At 64.5% G+C, this 26,799-nt stretch carries 22 protein-coding genes; 6 read left to right on the top strand and 16 right to left on the bottom strand.

The features are described 5' to 3' along the window. Nucleotides 1-24: 24 nt before the first annotated feature. The 5 genes from ACHWUQ_RS13340 to ACHWUQ_RS13320 all read right to left on the bottom strand — a co-directional run bounded on the left by ACHWUQ_RS13340 (nucleotide 25) and on the right by ACHWUQ_RS13320 (nucleotide 6,202). A complete protein-coding gene (locus ACHWUQ_RS13340) occupies nucleotides 25-1,338 on the bottom strand; it encodes an ABC transporter substrate-binding protein (RefSeq protein ID WP_239809696.1) in 1,314 nt (437 codons plus the stop codon). 77 nt (nucleotides 1,339-1,415) lie between these two features. Next, nucleotides 1,416-2,480 (bottom strand): branched-chain amino acid ABC transporter permease, encoded by a 1,065-nt coding sequence (locus tag ACHWUQ_RS13335; RefSeq protein ID WP_239809695.1) that lies wholly within the window; start codon nucleotides 2,478-2,480, stop codon nucleotides 1,416-1,418. 15 nt (nucleotides 2,481-2,495) lie between these two features. After that, nucleotides 2,496-3,425: a branched-chain amino acid ABC transporter permease gene (locus ACHWUQ_RS13330; protein WP_312528173.1), complete on the bottom strand. Its 930-nt coding sequence runs from the start codon at nucleotides 3,423-3,425 to the stop codon at nucleotides 2,496-2,498. A gap of 22 nt (nucleotides 3,426-3,447) precedes the next feature. After that, a complete protein-coding gene (locus tag ACHWUQ_RS13325) occupies nucleotides 3,448-4,230 on the bottom strand; it encodes an ABC transporter ATP-binding protein (RefSeq protein WP_394681429.1) in 783 nt (260 codons plus the stop codon). A gap of 25 nt (nucleotides 4,231-4,255) precedes the next feature. Beyond that, complete coding sequence (locus ACHWUQ_RS13320; RefSeq protein WP_312411540.1) at nucleotides 4,256-6,202, bottom strand: AMP-binding protein; 1,947 nt, start codon at nucleotides 6,200-6,202, stop codon at nucleotides 4,256-4,258. Nucleotides 6,203-6,388: 186 nt separating this feature from the next. Here ACHWUQ_RS13320 and ACHWUQ_RS13315 point away from each other — a divergent pair, with 186 nt between their 5' ends. Next, nucleotides 6,389-7,357 carry an alpha/beta hydrolase family protein gene (locus ACHWUQ_RS13315; protein ID WP_394681428.1) on the top strand — a complete coding sequence of 323 codons (969 nt, stop codon included), beginning with the start codon at nucleotides 6,389-6,391 and terminating at the stop codon, nucleotides 7,355-7,357. A gap of 159 nt (nucleotides 7,358-7,516) precedes the next feature. Here the strand turns inward: ACHWUQ_RS13315 and ACHWUQ_RS13310 are convergent, their stop codons facing one another. Together ACHWUQ_RS13310 and ACHWUQ_RS13305 are read right to left on the bottom strand one after the other, a co-directional pair. Then, a complete protein-coding gene (locus ACHWUQ_RS13310) occupies nucleotides 7,517-7,771 on the bottom strand; it encodes an acyl-CoA-binding protein (protein ID WP_021028674.1) in 255 nt (84 codons plus the stop codon). A gap of 87 nt (nucleotides 7,772-7,858) precedes the next feature. Beyond that, on the bottom strand, nucleotides 7,859-8,386 hold the full coding sequence (locus tag ACHWUQ_RS13305) for a DUF4822 domain-containing protein (RefSeq protein ID WP_394681427.1): 528 nt from the start codon (nucleotides 8,384-8,386) through the stop codon (nucleotides 7,859-7,861). A 152-nt stretch (nucleotides 8,387-8,538) separates the two neighbouring features. On the opposite strand from ACHWUQ_RS13305, the gene ACHWUQ_RS13300 reads away from it, so the two are divergent. Further along, complete coding sequence (locus ACHWUQ_RS13300; protein WP_021028675.1) at nucleotides 8,539-9,279, top strand: Crp/Fnr family transcriptional regulator; 741 nt, start codon at nucleotides 8,539-8,541, stop codon at nucleotides 9,277-9,279. A 271-nt stretch (nucleotides 9,280-9,550) separates the two neighbouring features. On the opposite strand, the gene ACHWUQ_RS13295 is transcribed toward ACHWUQ_RS13300, so the two are convergent. Further along, nucleotides 9,551-9,778 (bottom strand): hypothetical protein, encoded by a 228-nt coding sequence (locus tag ACHWUQ_RS13295; RefSeq protein WP_312528179.1) that lies wholly within the window; start codon nucleotides 9,776-9,778, stop codon nucleotides 9,551-9,553. A gap of 332 nt (nucleotides 9,779-10,110) precedes the next feature. Here ACHWUQ_RS13295 and ACHWUQ_RS13290 point away from each other — a divergent pair, with 332 nt between their 5' ends. Further along, nucleotides 10,111-11,724: a pseudouridine synthase gene (locus ACHWUQ_RS13290; protein WP_394681426.1), complete on the top strand. Its 1,614-nt coding sequence runs from the start codon at nucleotides 10,111-10,113 to the stop codon at nucleotides 11,722-11,724. Between the two features lie 85 nt (nucleotides 11,725-11,809). Here ACHWUQ_RS13290 and ACHWUQ_RS13285 read toward each other — a convergent pair whose 3' ends face one another. From ACHWUQ_RS13285 to ACHWUQ_RS13250, 8 genes are all read right to left on the bottom strand, one after another. Then, nucleotides 11,810-12,268 carry a hypothetical protein gene (locus tag ACHWUQ_RS13285; protein ID WP_239809688.1) on the bottom strand — a complete coding sequence of 153 codons (459 nt, stop codon included), beginning with the start codon at nucleotides 12,266-12,268 and terminating at the stop codon, nucleotides 11,810-11,812. 9 nt (nucleotides 12,269-12,277) lie between these two features. Then, nucleotides 12,278-13,582, bottom strand: coding sequence for an amidase (locus tag ACHWUQ_RS13280; protein WP_394681425.1), 1,305 nt, complete (start codon nucleotides 13,580-13,582; stop codon nucleotides 12,278-12,280). 103 nt (nucleotides 13,583-13,685) lie between these two features. Further along, nucleotides 13,686-14,348: a hypothetical protein gene (locus ACHWUQ_RS13275; protein ID WP_394681424.1), complete on the bottom strand. Its 663-nt coding sequence runs from the start codon at nucleotides 14,346-14,348 to the stop codon at nucleotides 13,686-13,688. Continuing rightward, a complete protein-coding gene (locus tag ACHWUQ_RS13270) occupies nucleotides 14,345-15,160 on the bottom strand; it encodes a hypothetical protein (RefSeq protein WP_394681423.1) in 816 nt (271 codons plus the stop codon). Before ACHWUQ_RS13270 ends, ACHWUQ_RS13275 begins: the two co-directional genes overlap by 4 nt. Then, entirely contained in the window at nucleotides 15,157-15,648 is a 492-nt protein-coding gene (locus ACHWUQ_RS13265; RefSeq protein ID WP_394681422.1) for a hypothetical protein, read from the bottom strand. Before ACHWUQ_RS13265 ends, ACHWUQ_RS13270 begins: the two co-directional genes overlap by 4 nt. Nucleotides 15,649-15,660: 12 nt before the next feature. Next, entirely contained in the window at nucleotides 15,661-16,332 is a 672-nt protein-coding gene (locus ACHWUQ_RS13260) for a hypothetical protein (protein WP_239809683.1), read from the bottom strand. Further along, a complete protein-coding gene (locus ACHWUQ_RS13255) occupies nucleotides 16,332-16,952 on the bottom strand; it encodes a hypothetical protein (protein ID WP_239809682.1) in 621 nt (206 codons plus the stop codon). The genes ACHWUQ_RS13260 and ACHWUQ_RS13255 overlap by 1 nt, the downstream gene beginning before the upstream one ends. A 94-nt stretch (nucleotides 16,953-17,046) precedes the next feature. Next, nucleotides 17,047-19,299, bottom strand: a complete 2,253-nt coding sequence (locus ACHWUQ_RS13250; protein ID WP_313332767.1) for a hypothetical protein — start codon at nucleotides 19,297-19,299, stop codon at nucleotides 17,047-17,049. Between the two features lie 305 nt (nucleotides 19,300-19,604). Between ACHWUQ_RS13250 and htpG the strand changes: the two genes are divergently transcribed. From htpG to ACHWUQ_RS13235, 3 genes are all read left to right on the top strand, one after another. Further along, entirely contained in the window at nucleotides 19,605-21,554 is a 1,950-nt protein-coding gene (gene htpG / locus ACHWUQ_RS13245; protein ID WP_312450635.1) for a molecular chaperone HtpG, read from the top strand. Between the two features lie 488 nt (nucleotides 21,555-22,042). Beyond that, a complete protein-coding gene (locus ACHWUQ_RS13240; protein WP_394681421.1) occupies nucleotides 22,043-22,366 on the top strand; it encodes a hypothetical protein in 324 nt (107 codons plus the stop codon). A gap of 93 nt (nucleotides 22,367-22,459) precedes the next feature. After that, complete coding sequence (locus ACHWUQ_RS13235) at nucleotides 22,460-26,680, top strand: hypothetical protein (protein WP_394681459.1); 4,221 nt, start codon at nucleotides 22,460-22,462, stop codon at nucleotides 26,678-26,680. Nucleotides 26,681-26,799 lie beyond the last annotated feature (119 nt).

Genomic DNA, 26,799 nt, shown 5'->3' with positions numbered 1-26,799 from the left:
ACCAGGCCCGGGGACCATGCAGCCTTAGCTGCAGGAACGTGGCGTCACGTTCTTTTCCTTGGCGTACTTGTCGGCGTACTCCTTGACCAGCGGGTCGATCAGGCTCTTGTCCGATTGGTACCAGTCCGAGGTGACGTTGAACTTGCTGCCGTCCCAGGTGGCGATACGGGCCCAGTCGGCACCCAGGTGGTTGTCACAGCTGGTCTTGAAGGGGCGGATGATCTTGCCAAAGCCCAGCTCGTTGAGGCGCTCCTGGGTCATGTTCATGTTCTCCAGGCCCCAGCGCACCTGCTCGGAGGTCATGACCTTGCCCTTGCCGTACTTCTCTTGCGCGGTGCGGATGGCTTCGACCTGCAGCATCGCGATCACCATGCCGCGGGTGTGCGCCAGTTGGCCCAGTTCCTTGGGGTCGGACGCGGTGCCCTGGCCCTTGTCGTACAGCGAGGCCTTGACGTCGTCATGCACCTTGTCGCGCTCGGCGGTGTTGTGGATGGTGACCGTGTTGTAGCCCTTGGCGCCGGCGCCGATGTCCTTGACGTCATGGTCGGAGCCGCCCCACCAGATGGCGTACATCTTCTCGCGGGGGTAGCCGGTGGCCTGGGCTTCGCGCACGGCGGTCGGGGTCATCACGCCGGCCGACCACAGCAGCACATAGTCAGGGCGGTTCTGGCGGATCTGCAGCCAGGTGGATTTCTGCTCCACGCCGGGGGCGGTCACAGGCAGCAGCATCAGGTCAAAGCCTTCCTTGGCAGCGCGCTTTTGCAGCAGTGGGATGGGCTCCTTGCCATAGGGCGAGTCGTGGTAGACCAGCGCGATCTTCTTGCCCTTGAGGTTGCCCTTTTCCTTCTTCAGGATGTCCTGCACGATGGAATCGGCCGCGGTCCAGTAGTTGCCCAGCAGCGGGAAGTTCCACTCGAAGACCTTGCCATCGGCCGATTGCGACAGGCCGTAGCCGGGGGTGATGACGGGCATTTTGTCGCCTGCGGCCTTGTCGGTCACCGCGAAGGTGATGCCGGTCGATTGCGTGTCAAAGCCGGCAGCGCCGCCGTCGCGGCCCTTGAGGCGCTCATAGCATTCCACGCCCTTGGCGGTGTCGTAGGCGGTCTCGCACTCTTCGAACTTGATCTTCACGCCGTTGATGCCGCCCTTGGCATTGACGAGCTTGAGGTAGTCCTGCTTGCCGTCACCCCATGGGATGCCCAGCGGCGCGAACTGGCCGGTGCGGTAGACCAGCAGCGGAACGAATTGCTCCTGGGCTTGTGCGGCTGGGGCAGCCATCATTGCGCCCAGACCCAGGGCTGCCGTAGCAGCGGCGATCACAGCTTTCTTGAAAGACATGGTTCTATCTCCTTAGGGTTGTTGGGGCTGGTGACCCCCACTTGCGAACACTCTGCGTTGCTCTCGGTAAAAAACACTCAATGCGGGAACGGCCACAGACGCAGCTTCTGGCGGGCCGTGGCCCACAGCTTGGCCAATCCATGGGGCTCGACAATCAGGAAAAACACGATCAGCGCGCCAAACACCATGTGCTCCAGGTAGGTGGCGGTGGCGGTCGAGATCGGCAGGCCCAGCCAGTGCGGCACCTGGGTCAGGAAGATGGGCAGCAGCACAAAGAAGGCGGCGCCAAAGATGCTGCCAACGATGGAGCCCAGGCCACCAATGATGATCATGAACAGCAGCTGGAAGGAGCGGTCCAGGCTGAAGGCGGCGGGCTCCCAGGCACCCAGGTGGACGAAGCCCCAGAGCGCACCGGCAATGCCGACGATGAAGCTGCTGACCGCAAAGGCCGAGAGCTTGGCGTACATCGGGCGGATGCCGATCACGCTGGCGGCCACGTCCATGTCGCGCATGGCCATCCATTCGCGGCCCACGGCGCTGCGCACCAGGTTCTTGGCCATCAGGCCGAGCACGCAGAGGATCACCAGGCAGAACAGGTACTTTTGCACCGGGGTTTCGATCGCCATGCCAAACACCGAGAGCTTGCCAGCGCTGACCGAGCCGGACGAGGAGTAGTTCGTCACCCAGGCGGCACGGCTGGTGAGCCAGTCGACGAAGAACTGCGCTGCCAGCGTCGCGACGGCCAGGTACAGGCCGCGAATGCGCAAACTGGGCAGGCCGAACAGCACGCCGATCAGCATCGACACGAGGCCGCCACCGATCAGCGACAGGATCAGCGGCATGCCTTCAAAACGCACATGGAAGTTGTAGGCGGCATAGGCGCCTGCGGCCATGAAGGCGCCAGTGCCCAGCGAGATCTGGCCGCAGTAGCCCACCAGAATGTTGAGTCCGATGGCGCCCAGCGACATGATCAGGAACGGAATCAGCACCGCCTTGAAGGTGTAGTCGCTGAAACCGAAGGGCACCAGCACAAAGGCCACCAGCAGCAGGGCCAGCATGGCCCACTTGTCCTGCAGCACCGGGAAGATCTGCTGATCGGCCGCGTAGCTGGTCTTGAACTGGCCATTTTCACGATAAAACATAGGTCAGGTCTCCGTTTACACGCGGTCAATGATCTTGTCACCAAACAAACCTTGGGGACGGAACAGCAGGAAGCACAGCGCCAGGCCGTAGGCGAACCAGGTCTCGATACCGCCGCCCACCGTGGGGCCCAGGTAGACCTCGGAGAGCTTCTCGCCCACGCCGATGATCAGACCGCCGACGATGGCGCCGGGCACCGAGGTGAGGCCGCCCAGAATCACGACGGGCAAGGCCTTCAGGGCGACCAGCGACAGCGAGTACTGCACACCCAGCTTGGAGCCCCAGATGATGCCGACCACCAGCGCCACGCAGCCGGCCACCGACCAGACGATGACCCAGATGCGCGAGAGCGGAATGCCGATGGACTGGGCGGCCTGGTGGTCGTCCGCCACGGCACGCAGCGCGCGGCCGGTCTTGGTCTTTTGGAAGAACACGCTCAGCACCAGCACCAGCACGGCGGCGATGCCGGCGGCATACAGGTCTTCCTGGCTGATCAGCACGCCGCCCTGGAACAGACTTTCCATGACGAACATGGGGTCCTTGGGCATGCCCACATTGATGCTGTAGACCGCCGAGCCAAAGATCATCGGGCCCAGGCCATCGAGGAAGTAGGCGATGCCCAGCGTGGCCATCAGCAGCGCGATCGGTTCCTGGTTGACGAGGTAGCGCAGCGCAAAACGCTCGATCGCCCAGGCCACGCCGACCATGATGACCATGGCAACGGCGAGCGCCAGCGCAATGCTGAGCACGCCGGGCTCGATGCCCAGCCACTTCGGGATCCATTCCGAAAAGCGGGCCATCGCCAGTGCGGCAAACAGCACCATCGCGCCCATCGCGAAGTTGAAGACGCCCGAGGCCTTGAAGATCAGCACAAAGCCCAGCGCGATCAGCGCATAGAGCATGCCCACCATCAGGCCACCAAACAAAGTTTCAAGAAAAAATGCCATTGCGGTCCCCTGGGGTCTGTGCTCAGTGGCCCGCGCCCAGATAGGCGCGGATCACATCTTCGTTATTGCGGACTTCTTCGGGCGTGCCATCACCGATCTTCTTGCCGTAATCGAGCACCACCACGCGGTCGGAGATGTCCATCACCACGCCCATGTCGTGCTCGATCAGCACGATGGTGGTGCCGAACTCGTCGTTCACATCGAGGATGAAGCGGCACATGTCCTGCTTTTCCTCGACGTTCATGCCGGCCATCGGCTCATCGAGCAGCAGCACCTTGGGCTCCATCGCCAACGCGCGGCCCAGGTCGACCCGCTTTTGCAGGCCGTAGGGCAGCTGGCCCACGGGCGTTTTGCGGTAGGCCTGGATCTCCAGAAAGTCGATGATGTGCTCGACAAACTCGCGCTGCTGGATCTCCTCGCGCTGGGCCGGGCCCAGGCGCAGCGCCTGCATCAGCAGGTTGCTTTTGATCTGCAGGTTGCGGCCGGTCATGATGTTGTCGATCACGCTCATGCCCTTGAACAGCGCCAGGTTCTGGAAGGTGCGGGCCACACCCATTTCCGCCACCTGGCGGCTGTTCATGTGCGCAAAGGTCTGGCCGCGAAAGCTGATCGCGCCTTCGGAGGGCGTGTAGACGCCGTTGATGCAGTTGAGCATGGAGCTCTTGCCCGCGCCGTTGGGGCCGATGATGGAGCGGATCTCATGCTCTTTGACGTTGAAGGAGATATCCGTCAGCGCCTTGACGCCGCCAAAGCGCAGGCTGATGTTCTTGATGTCCAGAATGACGTCACCGATTTTTTTGCTCATGGGTGGCTTTCTCTTGGCTGGGCGCTCAGGCAACCGACTTCAGCGGTGCAAAGGTCTTGGCGTCGGCGATCTTCAAGGTGGCGCTGACGCTGCCGGTACGGCCGTCTTCGAACTTCACCTGGGTCTCGATGAACTGCTCGCTACGCCCGGCGTAGAGCGCATCGACCAGCACGCCGTACTTGTCGGCGATGAAGCCTCGGCGCACCTTGTTGGTCCGGGTCAGCTCGCCGTCATCGGCATCGAGCTCCTTGTGCAGGACCAGGAAGCGCGTCACCTGGCTGCCGGCCAGCATTGCATCGGTGGCCAGGTCGGCATTGACCTTCTCGACGCAGTTCTGGATCAAGGTGTAGACCTGCGGCTTTTGCGCCAGGTCGGTGTAGCCGGCGTAAGGCAGGTTCTGGCGCTCGGCCCAGTTGCCCACGGCCTCGAAGTCGATGTTGATCATCGCGCAGACCTTCTCGCGCCCATCACCCAGCGCCACGGCCTCCTTGATGAAGGGGAAGAACTTGAGCTTGTTCTCGACATACTTGGGCGCAAACATCGCGCCGTCGTTGCTGCCGCCCTTCAAGCGGCCCACGTCCTTGACGCGGTCGATGATTTTGAGCTGGCCGCTCTTGTCCATGAAGCCGGCATCGCTGGTGTGGTACCAGCCGTCCTCGCTCAGCACCTCGGCGGTCGCCTTGGGGTTTTTGTAGTACTCCTTCAGGAGGCCGGGCGATTTGACCAGGATCTCGCCGTTCTCGGCCATCTTGATCTCGACGCCGCGAATCGGATTGCCGACGGTATCGGCAAACACCTGGTTGTCGGGCTGGATGCAGACGAACACGGCGGTCTCGGTCGAGCCGTAGAGCTGCTTGAGGTTGATGCCGATGGAGCGGAAGAAGCTGAACAAATCGGGGCCGATCGCCTCACCGGCCGTATAGGCCACGCGCACGCGGCTGAAGCCCATGTTGTTGCGCAGCGGGCCAAACACCATCAGGTCGCCCAGCTTGTAGCTGATCTTGTCGAGCAGGCTCACCGGCTTGCCATCGCGCAGCGCCGGGCCCACGCGCTTGGCCACCGCCATGAAGTGGTGGAACATCTTGCGCTTGAGAAGGCCCGCGTCCTCCATGCGGATCATCACGCTGGTGAGGATGCCTTCAAACACGCGCGGTGGTGCAAAGTAGTAGGTGGGGCCGACTTCCTTGAGGTCGATCTGCACGGTGGCGTTGGACTCGGGGCAGTTCACCACATAGCCGCAGGCCAGCCATTGCGAGTAGCTGAAGATGTTCTGCCCGATCCAGGCCGGGGGCAAGTAGGCCAGCACTTCCTCGCCATGGCCGAGCTTCTCAAACTCGGCGCCGGCCGAGGCGCTTTCCAGCAGCGAGCGGTGGGTGTGCACCACGCCCTTGGGGTTGCCGGTGGTGCCGGAGGTGAAGAACATCGCCGCCACATCGCCGTTGTTCGTGGCCTCGACCTGTTGCTGGAACCAGCCGGGGTGGGCCGCCACAAAGCCCGCGCCGCTGGCGATCAGGCTGTCGAGCGAGGCCAGGCCGGGCTCTTCGTAGTTGCGCAGGCCCCGGGGGTCGTCGTAGTAGATGTGGCTGATCTGCGGGCAGTGCTCGCGCAGCTCCAGCAGCTTGTCGACCTGCTCCTGGTCTTCGACCAGGCAAAAGCGCACTTCGGCATTGTTCAGCGGGAAAACGCATTCGGCCGCGACCGCATCCTGGTAGAGCGGCACAGGGATGGCGCCTATCGACTGGGCAGCCAGCATGCTGGCATAGAGGCGGGGGCGGTTGGCACCCATCAGCACCAGGTGCTCGCCGCGCGCCAGGCCCGCTTGCGACAAGCCTGCGGCGATCTTGGCGACCATCTCGGCCAACGCGGACCAGCTGTAGCTCTGCCAAATGCCGTATTCCTTTTCACGCAATGCTGCGGCCTGGGGCCGCTGGGCAGCATGCTGCAGCAATAGCTTGGGAAATGTCGTTGACATGGTTGTCTCCTATGCCGTTTTTCGTAGATCACAAGTGCCATGCCTTGCGTCCTGTTGAAACCGAATGTAGATTCAGCTTTGACGTTGTTTTGTCTTTATGACGACAATCTTCGGGAAAACGCTGTAGGTACTTTCCTGCGGCAGGCAAATATTCCAGCGCTTGGGCTGGATGGAGGGAGATACCGAATGGGAAGTTGTCGATCTGCGCTGCTGGCAGCGCTGTTGGCGGGCTGCGCTTGGGCAGCACACAGTGCGGGCCTGCAGCGGCTGACCGTGGCCGGCGAGCCGCCGCTGCAAGCCATGCTCTGGACGCCTTGCGCCCAGCCGCCTGCGCCGTTGAAGCGCGGGCCTTTTGAGGTCATGGCTACCGAGGATTGCCCGGTCGCTGCCAGCGGCAAGCTGCCTTGGGTCGTCATCTCGCATGGCTATGCGGGCAGCGCGCTCAGCCACTGGAACATGGCCGCCGCTTTGGCCGATGGCGGCATCGCCGTGCTGAGCCTGAACCACAGCCTGGATTCGGCCCTGAACCTGGCCCAAGGCGGCAGCTTTGCAGCGCTGGAGGCACGGCCCGCCGATGTGCGCCGCGCTATCGATGGGGTGCTGGCAGACAGCCGCTGGAGCGCCGTGCTGGATGCGCAGCGCATCGGCTTTCTGGGCTTTTCACGCGGGGCCTATACCGGCCTGGTGTTGGCCGGTGCCAAGCCGGATTTTGCGCAGCTGGCAGGCCATTGCCCGGAGCCGCAATCGCCCCTGTGCCAAGCGATTGCGCTAGGGCAGGTGCCTGCGCTGAAGCCCCAGCCGGAGCCGCGCATCCAGGCCATGGTGCTGGCCGATCCGCTGGCGGCTTTTGGTGCCAGCAGCGGTTTGGAAAAGCTGAAACTGCCGCTGCAGCTGTGGGCCTCAGAACAAGGTGGGGAGGGGGTGCCTGCCGGCGCTGTGCAGGCGCTGGCCCAATGGCTGCCTGCGGGCAAGGCTGGCAAGCCGCCTGTGCATGGGGTGGCGGGGGCTGCGCACTTTGCGTTTTTGGCGCCCTGCAGTGCGCAGCTGGCCGCTGCGGCGCCGGAGATCTGCAGCGACCCGGCGGGCTTTGAGCGCAGCGCTTTTCAAAAGCGCTGGGCGGCTGAGGTGCTGGCGTTTTTCCGCCAGCAGCTCTGAGCATTTTCCGGAGGGACTAAGACGGCCCAGCAAACCGAAGGTTTGCGGTTGAGACTAGGCGCCCCCGACGAGGCGCCAAGCCGCAGACAGTACTTTAGTACGGCAAGGCTTGGCGCGGCCGGTGAGGCAACGAAGTATCAAGGGTCGTGTTAGTCCCTCTTAGAGCAGCTCTTGGATCATGTCGATGTATTGCTGCTTGGCATCGTCCTGCGCCATGCCTTTGCATTGGTTCCAGGCGTTCCATTTGGCCGAGGCGACAAAGTCGGTAAAGCCGGGCTTGGGCTCGTTGTTGTCGCCATGGGCGCCTTGCTTGTACAGACCATAGAGCTTCAGCAGGGTCTGGTTGTCGGGGCGCTCGCTCATGTTCAGGGCGGCTTCCTTGGCGGCTTCAAAGGCGGTGTTCAGATCGGACATGGGGACCTCTTGGTGTGTGGTTGGGTGCGGAGTACAGGGCTGCCAGTTTAGCTTGCGATGGAGTGCTGCGGCGGGGCGTCGCAGCGCCTACTTGGGGCCCATGCCCGCGCTGGGCTGCACCTGGAAGGCGCCGGTATAGGGCGTGTGCACGACATGGATGGTGACCAAGGGCTGGCCCTCGCGCATGTCCTTGGGTACCTGGCGCGAGTAGGTGAATTCGGTGGGGTGGATCACCTCCATCTTGCGGCGCAGCTGCGTGCCGTTGTCCGACACCGTGTGCTGGTACTGGCGGTCGCCGGTAAAGAAGAACCAGCCGGCGCCGCCTTGCTGGCTGCGCGAGCGGCCGGTGGCAGGGTCAAAGTACTCGTAGCGGTTGCTGCAGGCATCCCACAGCGAAATGCCGACAACACCCGGGTAGCGTTCTACCTGATTGGTGCTGCGGTCATCGCCTTCATAGACGGCGGTGGTGAGCCAGGTTTTAGCGGCCAGCACCTGGGCATCGGGCGATGCCGCAGCGCAAGCTGGGGCAGCGAGCGCATACCCAGGGGCCAAGAGTGCGGCGGCCAGCGCCATGGCTGCGATGGTGGGGGAGTGGGATTGGTTCAGATCGGACATGGCAGATGGGATAGTCATTGAGCGATGAACGCTCCAGTCTAGCGGGCCGCCTGTTGCGCAGAACCTACTTGCTGCGCAGGTGACAAGTGCAGGGCCCACCCTGGTAGCGTCCCTCTTTGCAGCCCGTGCCGGCTCGGGCATTCTTGGCCGCCATGAGCCCGCATGCCTCTCTCTACCAACGCCGCCGTGCCCCGCATGCTGCGGAAGTGGCCGATATCCCGTGGATCCCTGTTCTGCAACCTGCCGAGCGCGACTATGCTGTGCGCCAGCTGATGGTGACCGAGGCCGAGCCGGGCGAGTATGTCTGCCGCGTCGGCAAGCCGGTGACCTACTGGTTTGGTGTCATCGAAGGCCTGCTCAAGATGAGCGCCGAAGACAGCGAGGGCCGCACGATGACCTTTGCAGGCCTGCCACGCACCGGCTGGTTTGGCGAGGGCACCGCCCTCAAGCGCGAGATCTACCGCTATGACATCCAGGCGCTGCGCAAAAGCTCCGTCTGCGGCATTCCGGTCGATGCCTTCCACTGGCTGCTGGATCATTCGCTGGGATTCAACCGCTTTGTGATGCACCAGCTCAACGAGCGGCTAGCGCAGTTCATCAGCGCCCGCGAGATTGACCGCCTGAACCGCCCCGAAGAACGGGTCGCCCGCACCTTGGCCGCGCTGTTCAACCCGGTGCTCTGTCCCGGTGTCAGCGATGTGCTGCGCATCACGCAGCAGGAGTTGGCCTACCTGGTCGGCCTGTCACGCCAGCGGGTGAACGAAGCCCTGGCCGCGTTGCAGCACCAGGGCTTTATCCGTATTGAATACGGTGGCCTGCGCGTGCTCGATCTGCAAGCGCTGCGCGGGCAGGGCTGGCTGGTCAAGCCGCAGCGGGCGGATTTCGATCTGTAGCCAATAGAACCTGTTTAAAGTCTCCTCGCGCCGCGACAGTGTCTTTGCGGGATGGGATGCTAGGCGCAGTGCGCAGTCAATAGCCAGCTATTGGCAAGCGCTGCAACGCCGCAGACCGCCCGCAAAGCCCCTGTCCCTACGGGTTGGAGTGAAATCGGGCGATTTCTGCGCGCTGGCCCTTGCTTGCACCCCGGTGCAAGCTGCGGACCAGCCCTTCGAACGCATCCCGATTGCACTCCAACGCGGCTGCGTAGAGACTTTGAACAGGTTCTTAGGGCTTGGTGGCCGGTGCGGCTGGCGCGTCGGGCGTTGCCCCTGCTGGTGGCGGTGCGGGCATTGAGCCACCTGGCGTGGTGTTGTCCGGCGTAGCGCGTGGCATCGGCGCGTTGGAGGCACCCTTGTCGCAACCGCTCAAGGCTGCAGCGCCGAGAACCAGGGCAGCAGCGGGCAGCCAGTAGAGCGCAGGGCGTGGTGTGTGTTGGGTGGTTGTGGACTTCATGGATATCTCCTAAGAATGAATAAGTCCATGCTACGCCTCAATAATTGCTGTTATGGCGCGTGCTTGCACTGCTCACATCTATACGCATTCCGATGCATATCGCGCCAGGCCGCATGGGCAGAGGCTTGGCGGGCTGTGGGGGCGAGCGGTCACATGGACAAGAGGCGGCGCATGGCCAGCGCGCAGGCATTGACGTAAGGAAGGGATCAAGTTGTAAGCGCTGCTGAAAAAATAAGCAGCGTGCGTTGCCTCTCTTTGTGCACAGACTTATCCACAGCCGCCATAGCCGTGCGCCTCGCTTGGAATGGCAAGACACGCGACAATAGCGGGCTATGTCAAATCCCCGCCCTCCAGCTGATTCTCCTGCCGCCGACGATGGCGAAGGCCGCAAAAAACTCACCCTGACCCGCAAACCCGCGCCCGCTCCCGTCGCGCGTGGCCGTGACGGAGGGCCGGGTGCGGACCGTCCGCGTTCCGCTGGTGGCCCTCGCCCTACAGGGCCCCGTTCTGGCGGCGACAGCCGATTCAGCGACCGAGGAGGCAGGGACGGGCGTGATGGCCGCGATGGTCGTGACGCGCGCGACAGCCGTGGTGAGCGTGGCAGCCGGGATAGTTGGCCGGGCCGCGATCGGCCGGGCCTCGATAGGCCGGGCCTCGATAGGTCGGGCCGCGATAGCCGCGATGGCGGTTTTGGCCGTGGTGAGGCACGCGGCGGTGGCTTTGGCCAGGAACGCCGTTTTGGCGACCGCGCTGATGGTGGCCGCCGTGACGATGCACGCCCTTATGCAGGTCGCCCGGATGCTGGCCGCCCCTACGCCGGGCGCCCCTATGCCGGGCGCGGTGACTTTGTCTCCGTAGGTGCCGGATCGCGCGACCCACGCCAGGATGACCGTCGCAATGACGGCCCACGTAGCTTTGGCCCGCGCCAGGATGACCGCCGCAACGAAGGCCCCCGTGGCTTTGGCCCCCGCTCGGAAGGCCCCCGCGAGGGCGGACCCCGCTCCTTTGGCGCAGGCCCACGCCAGGATGGCTTCCGCTCCGAGCGTCTACGCGACGAAGCACCACGCCGGGATGCCCCGCGCCGGGATGCCCCGCGCCGCGAGATGCCATCCAACGTCTGGCGCGCCGATGGGCCCCAGCGCACGATGCAGACCGCCAAGGCCCAGGCCCAGAATGAGCAGCTGAAGGCCGAAGGCCAGGTGCGCGTGAACAAGCGCATGTCCGATCTGGGTCTGTGCTCGCGCCGCGAGGGCGATGCCTGGATCGAGAACGGCTGGGTGCTGGTCAACGGCGAAGTCGCGACGATGGGCCAGCTGGTGGAGCTGACCGACAAGATCGAGATCCGGCGCGAGGCGCAGGATTTGCAGGCCCAGCAGGTGACGATCCTGATCAACAAGCCGATGGGCTATGTCAGCGGCCAGGCCGAAGACGGCCATGAGCCGGCGGTGGTGCTGGTCAACCCGCCCAACCACTGGCGCGAGGACCACAGCAAGACGCGCTTCAACTTCAGCCAGCTCAAGGGCCTGGCCCCTTGCGGCCGTCTGGACATCGACTCGGTCGGCCTCCTGGTGATGACCCAGGACGGACGCATTGCCAAGCACATCATTGGTGAGGATTCCGACGTCGAGAAGGAATACCTGGTGCGCGTGACCTATGGCGCTGTCGAGCAGGATGTGCAACGGCACTTCCCCGAAGACAAGCTGGCGCTGCTGCGGCACGGCCTGTCCCTGGATGGCGAAGCCCTGCTGCCCGCTGGTGTGGAATGGCAAAACCCCGAGCAGCTGCGCTTTGTGCTGCGCGAAGGCAAGAAGCGCCAGATCCGCCGCATGTGCGAGGCCGTCGGCCTGTTTGTGGTCGGCTTGAAGCGCATCCGCATCGGCAACGTGGTGCTGGGCAATCTGCCGGTGGGGCAGTGGCGCTATCTGGGCGAGAACGAGCAGTTCTAAGCCGATTATCACGATTATCAGCCGCTCTCGTGACGAGGGCGCTGGCTTGGAAAAGCCCTCTTTGGCCCGACGGGTCAGAGGGGGCTTAGTTTTTGGCGATTGGCGGTTTGTGCGGGCGGGCCGGGGCAATGCCCCGGGCCATGCGTGCATTGCGCACCGCTGCCAGGCTCAGGCCCAGCTGCGCGGCCACATCGGCATCCGATGCGGTGCCCAGCAGCATCACCTCGTTAGGTTGCCAGCTGTGCTGGCTTTGCTTGCCCCGGCTGCTGTCCTGCGGTGCTATGCCCAGCGCCCCACGCTTGGCCACCACGCTGGCCTTGCTGATGCCCCACTGGGCGGCCAGGCTGGCATCGCTGTGCTGGCCCAGTGCGGCCAGCATCTCCGCTGTCCATTCGACATGGCCAAAGGCGGCAATCCCCAGGCTGTTGCGCTTGAGGTTCACCGTCTTGGCGCTGGTGCCCCAGCGCTCGGCCAGCACCGCATCCTTGTCTGTGCCCAAGGCGGCCAGCATCTCATCGGTCCATTGCAGGCTTGCGCGTCCCATAGCGCGTCCTTAGCGCTGGGCCAGCGCCTGCTCGGCGGCGGCGGCCAGTGCCAGCAGGTTCGCATCCTGCATGCGCGCGCCCACCAGCATCAGCCCCACCGGCAGGCTGCCGGCCACACGCGGCAGCGGCAGCGAGATGGCGGGCAGGTCGTAGAAGTTGAAGATCGAGGTGTTGCGCAGAATCAGCGCATTGGCGGCGAAGAAGGCGCTGTCGTCTTCCAGCAGTGGCGCAATGCGCGGCGCGGTGATGGCGACGGTGGGCAGCAGCAGCAGGTCGACCTCCTGCATGGCGGCGTCCATCCTGGCGGTCCATTGCTGGCGCTGTTGCAGCAGCTGGATGTAGTAGGGCGCCGTCAGCGCGCGGCCCTTGTCCATGCGCGAGAGCACGCGCGGGTCAAAGGCGTCGCGCGAATCCACCAGCGCCTGCTGGTGGATCGCGGCGGCCTCGGCCGCAATCAAGGTGCCCTCGCTTTGCAGCTGCGCGGGGGCGGCCATCAACGCTTGCCAGGGCAGCTTGCGGATGCTGGCGCCGTGGGCCTGCAAGCTGGCGATGGCCTGTTCGGTCTGGGCCAGCACCTCGGCGCTGCAATCGGTCCAGGGCAGGCCCTGGGGCAGGCCGATGCGCAGGCCCTGCAGGCTGCGCGGGGGCAGGGCTTGGGGGATGACACCGGCCATGATGGCATCGGCGGCCGCGCAATCGGCCACCGTCCGGGCCAAGGGGCCCAGCGCATCGAGGGTGTAGGACAGCGGAAAAGCCCCGTCGCGCGTGACCCGCGCCTGTGTGGGCTTGAAGCCGGTGACGCCATTGAAGGCGGCGGGGATGCGCACCGAGCCGCCGGTGTCCGAGCCAATGGCGATGTCGACCAGGCCCCGGCCGACGCTGACCCCGGCGCCCGACGAGGAGCCGCCGGGGATGTGCAGCACATCGGCGGCATTGCCCGGGGTGCCGAAGTGGGGGTTGATGCCCACGCCCGAGAAGGCGAACTCCGTCATGTTCGTCTTGCCGACGATCACCGCACCGGCAGCGCGCAGGCGCTGCACCACCGGCGCGTCTTGTGCGGCCGGAGCGCTGTCGCGGCGCATTTTCGCGCCAGCGGTCGTGACCTGGCCGGCCACATCCAGCAGGTCCTTGATGGAGACGAGCTTGCCGTCCAGCGGGCCCAGCGACAGGCCGCGCGCTGCGCGCTGGTCTGCGGCCTGCGCCGCTTCCTGTGCGGCGTCCGGGTAGAGCTGGGTGAAGATGCGCTGCGCTTCGTCACCCAGCGAGGTCAGGGTCTGCAGGCTGTGGGCAAGGCGTTCGGCGCTGGTGGGCATGGCGGAATCATTCAAAAATCAGAAGGGATTGCCATCGTAACCAATAACCAGGCGCTGGTCCGCCTGGCGCAGCAGGGATGCCTGCCGCCCGCCTGTCCGGACCTCACGGCACGGCGGCGGTAAAGCTCAGCTGCCCGCTGTAGTTGCCCGCCGTGCGGCTGACGGCGCTGTTGTAGGCAAAGGTCCAGTTGGCCGTGCGGATGGTCACCAGGCTGTTGACCGTACCGGTGCCGCCGCCGGTCACATTGACGCTGGTGCCGGTGCCGCTGGCTGGAATGGTGGGCGCCGGCAGCGCCGAATCGCTGCTGGTGACGCTGACCACATTCATCGGAATCGTGTTGGCGCCGCTGGTCAGTGCCGTGGTCACGGTCGCGAACACGCTGACCTGGCCGCCATTGCTGCGCACCTCGACCGGCAGCACATTGCCGCTGGCGGCGACTGCAAACGTCGGGGCGGCACCGTTCCAATTGACCGGTGTGTTGTTGCCATTGGCGGGCGTGGTGGGCACCGCCGGGATGCTGGGGCTCAAGCTGAAGCCGACCTGCGATGTGGTGCCGCCCGGTGTGGGCCAGGCACCGTCACCGACGCGGAAAAACAGGAACTTGTCGATCTGGATGGAAAAGTTCAGCGCGACCGCTGGCGTGGTGCGCGGCAGGTTGCCGGTGCCCGACGTGGCACTGCCCGCCTGCGCAACCGCAGACACAGCCGCGAGCGCCAGCGCCAGTAGCGGGCGCATCCGTGTCCGTGGGCCGCGCAGTGGGTTCATGGGAACTCCGCATTCAGCTTGAAGCTGCCCTTGTCCCAGTCCAGCATCCCGCTCGCCTTGATGGGGTAACGGGGCTGAATGGCAGGCTGGCCATCTTCTGCCTTGGGGACCAGCGCCAGATGCCGGGTCTGGCCGGGCATGATCGGCGTGCCTTCAACGGCCAGCATGAAGTCGCGGCCTTGCGCATCCTTGGCGTCCACCGTGCCTTCGAGCCGGCCATGGGCATCGCCGGAGTTGCGCACGGTCAGCGCAGGGCTGCGCTTGCCGGCGATCTCGCGCATGCCGATCTGCTGCACTTCGAGCTTGGGCTCGGCGCCGCCGAGCATCACATAGACGGCCACGGCGATGCGGCCGGTGACCGGCAGGCTCAGGTGGGCGCCCCCGCTCTGGATGATGGTCTGCTGGGCCGGCTCCACCCCTTCGACGGCGATCATGAAGCGGCATTCGCCGCGCGGCGCATCGGCCGGTGGCGTGACCTGGAAGCGAAAGGCCTGCTTGGTCTGCGCCGGTACTTTGACGGTGCGGCGCTCCAGCGCCACCCAGGGGCGGCAGCTGCCGGGCAGCAGCTCGTCGTGGTAGCTGATCTGGCCCTCGGCCGAGTAGCTCCAGTCCAGGGTGCGTACCGACAGCGCAGTAGCGGCTGCGCCCAGGTTGTGCAGATCGATGGACTGGCCCAGGCGCTCGCCGCTCTTGGCCGTGAGCTCAAAGCGCGAGGGGGAGACCGCCATCTCGAACGGGGCCGCCTGGGCCAGGCAGGTGGCCAGGGGCAAGGCCAGCGACAGGGAACGTTGGAAGAAGCGGATCAGGGTCATGGCTGGGTCTCTATCTCAAAGTAGGATTCAAAGCGCAGGCTGCCACCCCGGCCTATTTGCAACTGGCGCTGGTCCAGGCGCAGCTGCAAATCAAAGCTTTCGGTGATCCAGGGCGCACGCACGGTGCCGGTCCAGACCAGCACCCGGTCGCCGGGGCGGCCCATGCCGCCTTGGAACAGCCCGCTGCTGCGCCACTGCACCTGCATGCCCATGGGTGAGCGCAGGCCGGCCACCGCCAAGGGGATGACGTAGTAGATGCGTGCCTGCCTGCCCATATACGCGGCGGTGGCCAGCCGGTATTCCACGCGTCCGAAAGGCAGGCTGATGGTGTGGGGGTCCAGCATCTGCGCGTTGCGGAAATCTGCATGGATTTGCGCACGCGGGGAGCTGGAGTCGTCCAGCCGGGTGGGCTGGGCGTGCGCACTCTGGCCCCAGGCGCCGGCCATGCCCAACAGTGCAGCACAACAGCGAAGGCGAAAGCTGGGCATGGACCTGTTTCCTTATTCCATCGACGCGGTGAAATACACCGTGCCCAGGTAGGTGCCTGCCGGGTAGAAGGTGTCATTGGCATAGCGGAAGGTCAAGCGCGTGGCACTCAGGTTCCGGGACTGGTAGGTCCAGGTGCCCAGACAGAGAACGATGATCGGGATCGAGCAGACGTTGGCATTGGCATTGAAGTTGGCCAGCTGCTGGTTGTTGGCACCGCTGAACTGGCCGTTCTGGATATCACCAGCGGCCGAGCCACTGCTGTTGCTGACCGTCCAGCTGATCTTGCTGAACGGGATGATGGTGCTGCCGCAGGAGCTGCTCTGGCAGATCAGCCCGGTGCCGGAATCCACCCGCAACGTGACGGGCCGGGCCACTTCCGAAGAGACGATCGGGCGCACCGGTGTGACCGAGATATCGATCGCGGGTGATCCGGTCACGGCCGTGGGCGTGAGGCCGGCATTGTTGCCCGTGACATTGAACTGCACCGTGTCGGTCCCTGCAGCGGACCCCACCTGCAGCGACAGCGCGTAGTTGCTGGTGCTTGCGTTGTCGCTGACCGTGATGATGACGGCGTTGGCGGGCCCGATGATGCCGCAGGCGAGCAGCACCAGCCCCGCGCCGAGCGGTGCGCATGCGGTCCGCAGGGCAGCATGCGCGGTGGTGGTTGCATCGCGCTGGGGCATCAGACGCCTGTGGCCGTGTAGGTGACCGAGCCGGTGTAGGTGCCGGCGCTCCAGGCGGTGGCCGTGCCGGTCAGTGCATAGGTCCAGGTGCCGCTCAACAGGGTGTTGGGCGTGAGCGTGGTGGATGCGCACGCGCCCAGGTTGGCGCCCGGATGGGGCACCGGCGTGGCGCCTGCGGCCACCACGGTGAAGTTGGCGTTGGGCGGGCCGCCGGCAGCGGGGCTCCAGGCTCCCACGGCGCAATTGATGTTGGCCGTGCCGGCATTGGTCCAGGCAGACACCGCCAGCACATTGCCCGTGGGGGTGACCGCCACGGTCGGGGCGGTGCCATCCCAGGGGACCTGCACGTTGTTGGCGGTGGCCGTGGGCGTGGTGCCGGGCGTGGGCGGGATGGTCAGCGCCGCATTCCAGCTGACGGTGTCCTGCAGGGCATTGCTGGATCCGACCTTGAGCAGGATCAGCTTGGGGATGACCACGCTCAGGTTGACCTTGGCGGTGGCCGTCACGGTGCCGGTGCCGGCCGAGGAAAAGCCATATTGGCTCTCCGCCAGTGCATGGCCGGTGCAGGCCAGGGCGAGGGCAGTGCCCAGCGCAAGTGCATTCAGTTTTGGGTGTTTCATGGTTGTCGTCTTTCAAGGAGCAAGCGCCGCAGCGCCGGGAGTCGGCCGCCACGATGCACGGCGTGCAAGCGGAGGCCCGGGTTCCGCTGCATGGCTAGTCCTCCACCTTGGTGATGGGGATCTCGGCGTGGGCTTCGCCACGCAGCGGAACATCGACACTCAGTACCGCTCCATCGGCAGCACCCCAGGGCAGGGGCACGCTGTCGAGCGTGATGCTGAGTTGATGGCGGCCTATGCCGACCATCGGGAACAGGAAACGGCCTTGCGCATCGGTGGTGGTGCGGTAGCGCCCGTCGAGCACCACCTCGATGCCCTGCGCGCCCGGCTCGTCCGGCTGGATGCGTCCATCCTTGTTGGCGTCATAGAACACCCGGCCGCCGACGCTGCCGCTGCCATTGCCGGGCGTGCCTGCGGCCACCGGAAAGGGCCGGCCGGTGCCCCCTTCCCAGCGCAGATAGACATAGGCGGTCTTGTCGTTGCTGCGGTAGATTTGCGGGCTGGTCCAGTCCAGCACCTGCGTGGTGACCAGGCGCGCCTGGTTCAGCAGCACGCCCATGCCCATGCTCCAGCCATGGCCCCATTGCTTTTCCGCCAGCAGGTTGCCCGACAGGCCCCGGCTGGTGAAGAGGCCGCCGCTTTGCGAGGTGTAGCGCAGGTTGCCGGAAAAGCTCAGGCTGTTGCTGGCCCAGTAACGGCCTTGCAGGCCGGCCGTCGGGTAGTGCTGGACGCGGCCGTTGCTGCGGTCATCGGCCCAGCCGAGGGTGGTGACCAGCTCGGGGCGCATGGTCTCGCGCTGGGCGCGGATCCAGTCCTGTTCCCACTGCAGCTCGCGCCCGGTGGCGGTGCCATCGCCCAGCACGATCTGCTCATTGCTGCGCAGGCTCAGGCTCAGGCGCGAGCGCGGCAGATCGCCAAAGCGGGTCTGGTAGTAGCCATAGGCGTAGAGGCTGCGCATCCTGCCCTTCAGGCCACCGCCCTGGCCGTCTCCCGCATAGCGGGTCTGGTACAGGTTGAGGTTGCCGCCCAGCGCGGTTCTGCGGTCCATCTGGTAGTGCAGGTTGCCGCTCAGCCCCACGCGGGTCTGGCCCTGCTGGGCCGGCCAGTTGCTGGCGCGCATGCGTTCGGCATCGAGCCCGGCCCCCCAGCTCAGGCGGCTGGTGTTGTGGTCCAGGCGCCAGTAAGCGCCCTGGGTGCCGGAGGGCAGCAGGTAGTCGCCAAAATGCAGGTTGGGCCGGGTCACATAGGCGCCCCAGGTATGGCGGTAGCGGCCCAGCTTGGTGTCTGCCTCCAGGTACAGGCCTTGCGCGCTGCCGGAAGGCGCTTGTGCCGAATCGCTGCGGGTGGTGCTGCCCAGCGCGGTAAGCCGGCCGCGCAGCGCGCCATCCTGCTGCGTGGGCGAGCCATAACCGAGCGCGGCGGCCCAGCTGCTCACCCTTTTGCTGCCGCTGCCCGGCTCGTTCCACAGGCCATAGTCCACGGCGGCCACGTTGTGCGCCTGGTTCAGCTGCGCGGCGGCATACCAGGCACCGCCCAGGCGCTGGGTGGCACCCACCCAGGCCACGCTGCCCTGGCTTTTCTCGAAACCGGGGTAGGGCCCTCCCAGCAGGTCGCCGCGCTGGCCCATGCCGGCGCTGATGTCGAAATCTGCTCCACCGATGCGGGTGGACAGGCCGCGCAAGGTGCTGGTGCCCAGCATCAGGCGGTAGTTCTGGCCCAGTCCTCGGGTGAGCTCGCTGTAGCTGTCGCCTATCGTTGTGTCCATGCGGATGCCGGGTGTCACCGGCATATCCAGGTTCTGGACCGTGATGCGCTGGCTGCTGGACCTGCGGGCATAACCGAGCGCGCCAATGCCGTTCCAGGCATCCTGGCCGCCATGCATGCTGCGCACATCGGCCTGCAGCATCCATTCGCCGTGGTTGAGGGTCTGCTGGCGGTACAGGATGCGCTGTCCCAGCTCGGTGCCACGCTGCTGGCCCTGGCTGCCGTGGTCGGACTGGCCCAGCCCCAGGCGGCTCTCCAGCGCCCAGCTGCGCAGGCCCAGCGGCAGGGTGCTGGGGTCCACGTCTGGGGCTTCTCCGGCCCGCAGGGCTGTCAGTTCATCGGCGCTCATGAAGTGGTCCTCGTAAGCGGCCGGTGCGGCCTCGATGACGGCCCGCAGCCGTGCCTGCTCTGCCTGTGCGGGGCTCAGTGACTCGACCCGGCTGCTGGCGCCTGCCTGGTCCTGCGCCAGTGCTGCGGCCGCTTGCAGACCGATTCCCAGCACCCATGCCCCCTGAGCCGCCCACCCTGCCAGCGCCTGGTGGAAACCAGTACTGCTGAAGAAGGGAGACCGCTCAATCACATTCATTTGTAATTAGGAGTTAACTACCGTTGCATTGATTTTGCGTGGCTGCTACCAATCAATTGTCAAAATTTGATACATAACGTTAAGTGTGTCAGAGGAGATCACAAAGTTGAAGGGCGCTCTTTGTAAAGATAATTGAAGCTAGCCTCTGCGGTTCATCGTCATCATTTATGAGCGGTCCATGTCATAAATCTATCGTTGATATTGATCAAGTGGATAAGCAATTCCAAAAGCACCGCCCGACCTTGAAGCGGCGCGGCCTGCACCCATATAGGCCCTTGTTCTGTGTTGATGAAGATTGACCTCCCATGACCAAAAAAACCCATTCCTTTCAGGCCGAAGTGGCCCAACTGCTCCACCTGGTGACGCATTCGCTGTATTCGAACCAGGAGATTTTTTTGCGCGAGCTGATCTCCAACGCGTCGGATGCATGCGACAAGCTGCGTTTTGAAGCGCTCAATGACAGCGGTCTGTACGGTGACCAGCCGGATCTGGAAGTGCGCGTGTCCTATGACACCAAGGCCAAGACCTTGACCATCACCGACACCGGTATAGGCATGACGACGCAGGAGGCCATCGACAACCTGGGCACGATCGCCAAGAGCGGCACCAAGGCCTTCATGGACAAGCTCAGCGGTGACCAGAAGGCCGATTCGCAGCTGATCGGGCAGTTCGGCGTGGGCTTCTACTCCGGCTTCATCGTCGCCGACAAGATCACCGTGGAGTCGCGCCGCGCAGGCGCCCAGGCGACGGAAGGCGTGCGCTGGACCAGCGGCGGCATGGGCGACTTCGAGGTCGAGCAGATCGAGCGTGCCCAGCGCGGCACCAGCATCATCTTGCACCTGCGCGAAGACGCGCAGGACTTCCTCAACGGCTACAAGCTCAAGGAAGTGATCGCCAAGTATTCCGACCACATCAGCCTGCCCATCCTGATGGAGAAGGAAGAGTGGAAAGAGGGCGAGAACGGCCAACCCGGTGAGATGGTCAAGACGGGCGAGTGGGAAACCGTCAACAAGGCCAGCGCGCTGTGGACCCGCGCAAAGAAGGACATCACGCCTGAGCAGTACCAGGATTTCTACAAGGCCATCAGCCATGACTATGAAGATCCGCTGACCTGGAGCCACAACCGCGTCGAAGGCAATACCGAGTACACGCAGCTGCTCTACATCCCCGCCAAGGCCCCGTTCGATCTGTACCAGCAGGGCAAGCATGCGGGCATCAAGCTGTACGTCAAGCGCGTGTTCATCATGGACGATGCCCAGGCGCTGATGCCCCAGTACCTGCGCTTTGTCAAAGGTGTGATCGACTCGGCGGACCTGCCGCTGAATGTGAGCCGTGAGCTGCTGCAGGAAAGCCGCGATGTGCGCCTGATCCGTGATGGCTCGGTCAAGCGGGTGCTGTCGATGCTCGAAGACCTGGCCCGCCATGACAAGCCCCAGGCGGCTGCCGAAGGCAGTGACGGCGTGGTGGACGTGGTCAGCGAAGACGACAAGGCCAAGGAAGGCAAGTACAGCCGCTTCTACAGCGAGTTTGGCGCCGTGCTCAAGGAAGGTCTGGGTGAGGACTTTGGCAACAAGGACCGCATCGCCAAGCTGCTGCGCTTTGCATCGACCACGCACGAAGGCCTGAACACCTCGTTTGCCGACTACAAGGCGCGCATGAAGGAGGGCCAGGAGGCCATCTACTACATCACCGCCGATACGCTGGCCGCTGCCAAGAGCAGCCCGCAGCTGGAAGTCTTCAAGAAAAAGGGCATCGAGGTGCTGCTGATGACCGACCGGGTCGACGAGTGGGCGCTGAACTTCCTGCAGGACTTTGACGGCACGCCGCTGCAATCGGTGGCCAAGGGCGCTGTTGACTTGGGCAAGCTGCAGAACGAGGAAGAGAAAAAGGCTGCCGAGGAAGCGGCCGAAGCTTTCAAGCCCGTGCTGGCCAAGCTCAAGGATGCGCTCAAGGACCGTGCCGAGGATGTGCGTGCAACCAGCCGTCTGGTGGATTCGCCCGCCTGCCTGGTGGTCTCGGACAGCGGCATGAGCCTGCAGCTGGCCCGCTTGCTCAAGCAGGCTGGCCAGGCCGCCCCCGAGAGCAAGCCGGTGCTCGAGGTCAATCCAGAGCACCCGCTGGTCCAGAAGCTCGATGGCTCGGTGCACTTCCATGACCTGGCCCAGATCCTGTTTGACCAGGCCGTGCTGGCCGAGGGTGGTCTGCCGGACGACCCGGCCGCCTATGTCAAACGGGTGAACGCACTGCTGGCATAACGCAGCGGCCCTCCCAGAAAATCCCCGCCGGGTAAAAAACCCGGCGGGGATTTTTGTTTTTCTGCCGCTGGAACGCCGATAAATCCTTGCGCCGGGAAGAGGGTTATCGCACGGCACAGCGGCGATAACAAGACCGGTCTATGCCGGAGGGACCGGTATTTATAACGAAAGGGAAGTGCTTACTTTCGATGGCGGATTATTCTGCAATACCCTGATAAATCACAATTTAGAATTGTTAACATATCGAAACACCATTATTTCGGTGGTGGACAGAGGCCGCGCCCGGCTGCGCCGATGATGTGTCTAATTGTTTCAATATGCCGGTGCAGCCGGCCCCTGCGGCGGAAAAGGCGGCTGCAGCAAGAAGACCTCAGAAGCCCTCTCGTTGACACAGGGAGGAGGGGGACAGCCCCGCGCTGCGTGGCTTTCCTTCGCTGCGCAGCCTCTTCAGATTGGTTATTTGTCAAATAAATCAGTCCATTGGAGGTATGCCATTGCGGATGCGCGCAGCCGCTGCGGAGCATCGCGGGGCGCTGCACGCCTCTGCGGTGCTGTTGTATCCCGATGCTGGCTGGGGGCGGCAGGCTTCCCGGGTGGCGGCGCCCGTTCATAAATGCTATGGGCAGCTCTGCATTGTTTTGTTGCATCATTTTTATATGGCTAATAAATTTATTGAAAGTTTATTGGATATATACGCCGGATGCCAGTGCTACATTCGCAGCCCTTGTTGTCAGGTACAGCAGGTTATTAAGGATCCGTTACTACCACTGGCTGTTATCTCGGCGCTCGCCGGGAAAATCTTTGGTAAGTAGCAAAAATCTTTTATTTCACTGAACACGCAAGCCGTTATCTCTGTTTTTTGAGGAGAGGGCGGAGCTTTGCCTTTTTTAAGCAGGACGTTGAAAGTGTTACTCCCGTATCGATCTCCGCCGCTACGCACCACGGTGCGTGGCAGCGTTGCCCTGGCCTTGTTGTCGGGTCTGATGCCGGCCGTGGTGGCCGCCCAGTCGACCCAGTACGACATCTTTGTGAACCACGACGCCTTTGTTGCGCAGACCGGCGCCGTTGCCGAGAGCGGATCGGTCGATGGGCCGGTGGGCGCGGACTTTGTCTACCGCGCCAAGGTCAAGCTCAATGGCGGCACCGGCGAGGTATCCAACGTCCTGTTGCTGCAGCAACTGCCAGCGGGCGCCATTTTTCAGGGCATCGTCGCGCCTGCTGGCGTGCAGTGTGACGAGCCCCTGCCCAAGGCGGGCGACACCATCCAGGCCGGCTCTGCACTGAGCTGCCATCTTCCGCTGGTAACGGCGGCCGATTTCGTCGCGGTGGACTTCCGCGTCAAGCTGCCCGCCGCTGGCACCGACTGGACGGCGCAGGCCTCTGCCTCCAGTCCCAACAACGTGGATCCGGATGCGGGTGAACAGGCCCCGAACCACAGCCGCATCGAACGCACGATCACCACCTATGAGCGTGCTGATCTGGCCGTACAGATCCTGGCACCTGTGAATGGCGCCACGCATACGCAGGGCGACAAGGTCGACTACCAGCTCCAGGTGCGCAACGCGGACTCGCCCTATGCCTTTGCACTCAAGGCGGGCGAAAAGGCGACCGTGCGTTTTCCACAGCCCGAGGGAACCGAGTTCCAGGGCAGCCCTGGCGGCAATGGCTGGGCCTGCCAGCTGGTGGAGGACACCAGCGCCAACCAGCCCGTACCGGTATGGAGCTGCAGCTACACCGTGCCCGCCGGCCAGTCCGTCGGCCGTGGCCAGGATTTGCCGCTGCTGAGCGTGCCTGTGCTGGTCAAGGCCAGCGGCGGCCAGGTGGCCAGTGCGGTGTCGGTGGCGGGTGAAACCGCCACGGGCCAGCTGTTTCTGGATGCCGACCCTGACAACAACACCGATGATGTGCAGATCCAGGTGCAGCCCAATGTGAACCTGGACATGGCACTGACCAAGGTCGTGAATCCGAAGGTGGTGGACAAGAAGGCCACCGCACCTGTGCCGGTGGTCTACACGCTCAGCGCCAAGCGGGTCGCTGGCGAGCTGGTGCCGCAGGACATCGAGGTGACGGACACGCTGCCCGCCGGCGTCAGCTTCGTCTCTGCCAGCGGTACCGGATGGGACTGCAGCAACAATGCGCAGGTCGTTCGCTGCCGCTACAGCGGTGCATTTACACCGACCCTGCCCCAGATCACGGTCCATGCCACCGTCGATACGGCTTCCGTGGCCGCCGAAAGCGTGGTCAACAACGCCGCCCAGGTCTCGGCCAGCAATGAATCGCCTGCCAATGTAGGCGACAACAACAAGGCGCAGGCCAGCGTGCTGGTCAGCAACCAGGTGGACCTGGCCGTGAGCAAAAGCACCACGGCGTCGGTGATTGCCTCCGGCCAGCCGTACCAGTACGCGGTCAAGATCAAGAACAATGGCCCGCTGGATGTGCTGGAGGGCCAGACGATCACGGTGACGGACCAATTGGACGGGCAGTTGCAGTTCGCCGGGGTGCCCGCAGGCTCGCCGTGGACGTGCAGCCCCGAAAGCACGACGGCCACTGAACTGGGCCGGCTGCTGACCTGCACCTTCACGGGAGGCATCGCCGCAGGCAAGACCTCGGAGTTGCTGCTCAATGTGGTCGCGCACATCGATCCGGGCCAGGGCAAGTTTGCCACCATCAAAAATGGCGCCCAGGTGACCGGCGTGGACGGGCGGGGCAGCGCCGCCATCGGCCATATTGCCGACAGCAACAGCGTGAACCTGTCGGAGGCCAAGGCCGATCTGTCGATCAGCAAGTCGGCTGCGGTCACCGGCGCATCGGCGGCGTCCGGTGCCGAGGTCGTCTACCGCTTGCGCGTCAAGAACGATGTGCCCGCTGACGCCGGCAATGTGGACCTGCAGATGGCCAGGACCGTCAAGGTCACGGACACCGTGGGCAACCTGCTGACCTCCTACAGCGCAGGCGTGCTGGGGGTACAACCCTATGCCAACGGACGCTATCTGACGGCCGAAGTCACCATGCCCGGCGGCAATGGCGCGGAGTCGGATGCCTGTTCGATCTCGGGCGACAACAACCAGAAGTCCGCCACCGTGACCTGCAACTTCCGCAACCTGCCCGCCGATCCGGCAGCGGAATACCTGGTCGTCATTAAGGCGCGCCAGTATGTGGACCCCAAGGACGATGCCACGCAGACCAACACCATCATCAATGTGGCGGATGTGAGCTCGCCCGATACGGCAGAGTTCAACACCGGCAACAACCGCTCCCAGGCCTCGGTGGAGCTGGAAGCCCTGACCGATCTGACCGTGACCAAGCAGGCTGCGCCCGAGAGCGCTGCCGCCGGCCAGGCGATCACCTACACCTTGACCGCCAAGAACAGCGGCCCCTCGCAGGCGCGCAAGGTCAGCGTGACCGATCAGTTGCCGCTGAACACGATCTGGGTGGGCGTTGCGCCCAGTATTGCCGGGGGCAGCTGCAGCTTGAGCGGCGGCGCCACGTTTGCAGCAGGCTTGGAGATCACCGAAGCCAACCGCACGCTGACCTGTACCTGGACTGACGCCGTGGCTGAGAAGGCGCAAAAGACCGTGACCTACCAGCTGCGCTCGCGTGCCAAGGACTACCCGGCTCAGCTGGACAACCGCGTGGTGGTGGCGTCGGTCACGCCGGAGACGGATCTGAGCAACAACAGCGCCAACGAAACGGTGCCGCTGAACACGCCCCAGGTCGATGTGCTGGTGAACATGCGCCACACCAATGACGGCATTCCGCTGGACACCGGCAAGACCCAGTACACGATCACGGTCACCAATAGTGGTGCCTCGCAGTCGTACGCAACCGGCGTGCAGATGGTGGACCAGTTCCCGGCAGCCGGATCGACGGCCGACTTCCGCTTTGTCTCGCTCGACAGCGTGCAGCTGGCCAATGGCGATACCCGCTTCAGTACCGACAGCTGTAGCGTGCCGGCATCCGGCGCGCTGGCGGGCAGCCTGGTCTGTGATTTCCCCTGGCTGGCGCCTGGCGAGTCCGTGGCGATCAAGTTCACGATGGAGCCAGCCTCGCTGCTCGATGGCCGCGCCGTCGGTACCATCAACCACCGCGCCAGCGTGAAGGCCGATGTGGAAGTGCTGGAGGGCATGGATGTCAGCAAGAACAACCAGACCACGGACCGCACGTCAACCTATGACCCGGCCCAGGTCTCGCCCGGTGACCTGGACAAGCTGCGCTATGTGGACCTGTCGCTGACCAAGACCGCGGCGGCGGGCGATGCGGTGGATGTCGGCGATCTGATTGCCTACACCTTGACGGTGAAAAACGAGGAAGACCCGGCCGCCAACCCGCGCAATGACCTGGTGGATGGCCATGCCGTCGTCAGCGATGTGCTGCCCGAAGGCCTGGCGCTGGAAGGCGCAGCGCCTGATGGCTGCAGCTATACCGAGGCGACGCGCAGCCTGCGCTGCGAGATCACATCGCTCAATGCCGGGCAGACACGGGACTTCCGCTTCACGGCCAAGCTGCTGTCGCGCCCGCAGGCGCAGACCAGCGTGGTCAACAGCGCCAGCCTCTCCAGCCCGGGTGATACGGATGAGTCCAACAACGACAGCCGCACCGAGACGCCACTGGCGCTGGTGGATCTGGCCCTGCGCAAGACGGTCGACAAGGCCCAGGCCGCTGCAGGCGATGCATTGACTTACACCTTGACGGTTGTCAACAACGGCCCGGCAGCAAGCCGTGAAGCCAGCGTGACCGATGTCTTGCCCCAAGGCCTGGTCTTTGTGCAGGCGTCGCCCGCCTGCCGCTTCGACGCCGATAGCCGCACACTCCGTTGTGCGCTGGAGCCGCTGGCTGCCGGTGCGTCCGTGGCATTGACGGTCGAGACGACCGTGGATGCGGCGCTGCAAGGCCCGGCCAGCCTGGTCAACACGGCTGCCGTGGACCTGGCCGGTGATTCCGATCCAAGCAACAACGAAAGTACTGCGGCAACGACCATCCCTGGCAAGGACAGCGGCGGCAACGAAGGCAAGCCCGAGGGCAAGCCCGCCGTGCCCGTGCCCACCCTGGCACCGGCTGGCCTGTTGCTGATGGCGCTGGCGATGGCTGCGCTGGCAGCGCTGCGGCTGGGACGCCGCAGCCGTTAAGCGCGCATCCCGGATGCACCTCCGCCCCCAAGCCGCGCATCGCCATGCGCGGCTTTTTTACGTGGGGGATTTGCCGCATGAACACCAGTTGTTGACAGAGGCATTTCCCCCGTTCAGAA

Origin of the sequence: uncultured Comamonas sp., from assembly GCF_964277875.1 — a bacterium.
Lineage (GTDB): Bacteria > Pseudomonadota > Gammaproteobacteria > Burkholderiales > Burkholderiaceae_C > Comamonas > Comamonas sediminis.
The sequence above is the reverse complement of the archived record's forward strand: the minus strand, read 5'-3'. Positions and strand labels throughout refer to the sequence as shown.

Bases quoted from the DNA above. Each gene is read 5' to 3' on its own strand.
- ACHWUQ_RS13300 (WP_021028675.1), top strand. From the start codon at position 8,539: ATGAGCCCGCATGCCTCTCTCTACCAACGCCGCCGTGCCCCGCATGCT.
- ACHWUQ_RS13325 (WP_394681429.1), bottom strand. From the start codon at position 4,230: ATGAGCAAAAAAATCGGTGACGTCATTCTGGACATCAAGAACATCAGC.
- ACHWUQ_RS13330 (WP_312528173.1), bottom strand. From the start codon at position 3,425: ATGGCATTTTTTCTTGAAACTTTGTTTGGTGGCCTGATGGTGGGCATG.
- ACHWUQ_RS13255 (WP_239809682.1), bottom strand. From the start codon at position 16,952: ATGAAACACCCAAAACTGAATGCACTTGCGCTGGGCACTGCCCTCGCC.
- htpG (WP_312450635.1), top strand. From the start codon at position 19,605: ATGACCAAAAAAACCCATTCCTTTCAGGCCGAAGTGGCCCAACTGCTC.
- ACHWUQ_RS13265 (WP_394681422.1), bottom strand. From the start codon at position 15,648: ATGCCCAGCTTTCGCCTTCGCTGTTGTGCTGCACTGTTGGGCATGGCC.
- ACHWUQ_RS13285 (WP_239809688.1), bottom strand. From the start codon at position 12,268: ATGGGACGCGCAAGCCTGCAATGGACCGATGAGATGCTGGCCGCCTTG.
- ACHWUQ_RS13275 (WP_394681424.1), bottom strand. From the start codon at position 14,348: ATGAACCCACTGCGCGGCCCACGGACACGGATGCGCCCGCTACTGGCG.
- ACHWUQ_RS13310 (WP_021028674.1), bottom strand. From the start codon at position 7,771: ATGTCCGATCTGAACACCGCCTTTGAAGCCGCCAAGGAAGCCGCCCTG.
- ACHWUQ_RS13260 (WP_239809683.1), bottom strand. From the start codon at position 16,332: ATGCCCCAGCGCGATGCAACCACCACCGCGCATGCTGCCCTGCGGACC.
- ACHWUQ_RS13280 (WP_394681425.1), bottom strand. From the start codon at position 13,582: ATGCCCACCAGCGCCGAACGCCTTGCCCACAGCCTGCAGACCCTGACC.
- ACHWUQ_RS13240 (WP_394681421.1), top strand. From the start codon at position 22,043: ATGCCATTGCGGATGCGCGCAGCCGCTGCGGAGCATCGCGGGGCGCTG.
- ACHWUQ_RS13270 (WP_394681423.1), bottom strand. From the start codon at position 15,160: ATGACCCTGATCCGCTTCTTCCAACGTTCCCTGTCGCTGGCCTTGCCC.
- ACHWUQ_RS13315 (WP_394681428.1), top strand. From the start codon at position 6,389: ATGGGAAGTTGTCGATCTGCGCTGCTGGCAGCGCTGTTGGCGGGCTGC.
- ACHWUQ_RS13320 (WP_312411540.1), bottom strand. From the start codon at position 6,202: ATGTCAACGACATTTCCCAAGCTATTGCTGCAGCATGCTGCCCAGCGG.
- ACHWUQ_RS13290 (WP_394681426.1), top strand. From the start codon at position 10,111: ATGTCAAATCCCCGCCCTCCAGCTGATTCTCCTGCCGCCGACGATGGC.
- ACHWUQ_RS13335 (WP_239809695.1), bottom strand. From the start codon at position 2,480: ATGTTTTATCGTGAAAATGGCCAGTTCAAGACCAGCTACGCGGCCGAT.
- ACHWUQ_RS13305 (WP_394681427.1), bottom strand. From the start codon at position 8,386: ATGTCCGATCTGAACCAATCCCACTCCCCCACCATCGCAGCCATGGCG.
- ACHWUQ_RS13340 (WP_239809696.1), bottom strand. From the start codon at position 1,338: ATGTCTTTCAAGAAAGCTGTGATCGCCGCTGCTACGGCAGCCCTGGGT.
- ACHWUQ_RS13295 (WP_312528179.1), bottom strand. From the start codon at position 9,778: ATGAAGTCCACAACCACCCAACACACACCACGCCCTGCGCTCTACTGG.
- ACHWUQ_RS13250 (WP_313332767.1), bottom strand. From the start codon at position 19,299: ATGAATGTGATTGAGCGGTCTCCCTTCTTCAGCAGTACTGGTTTCCAC.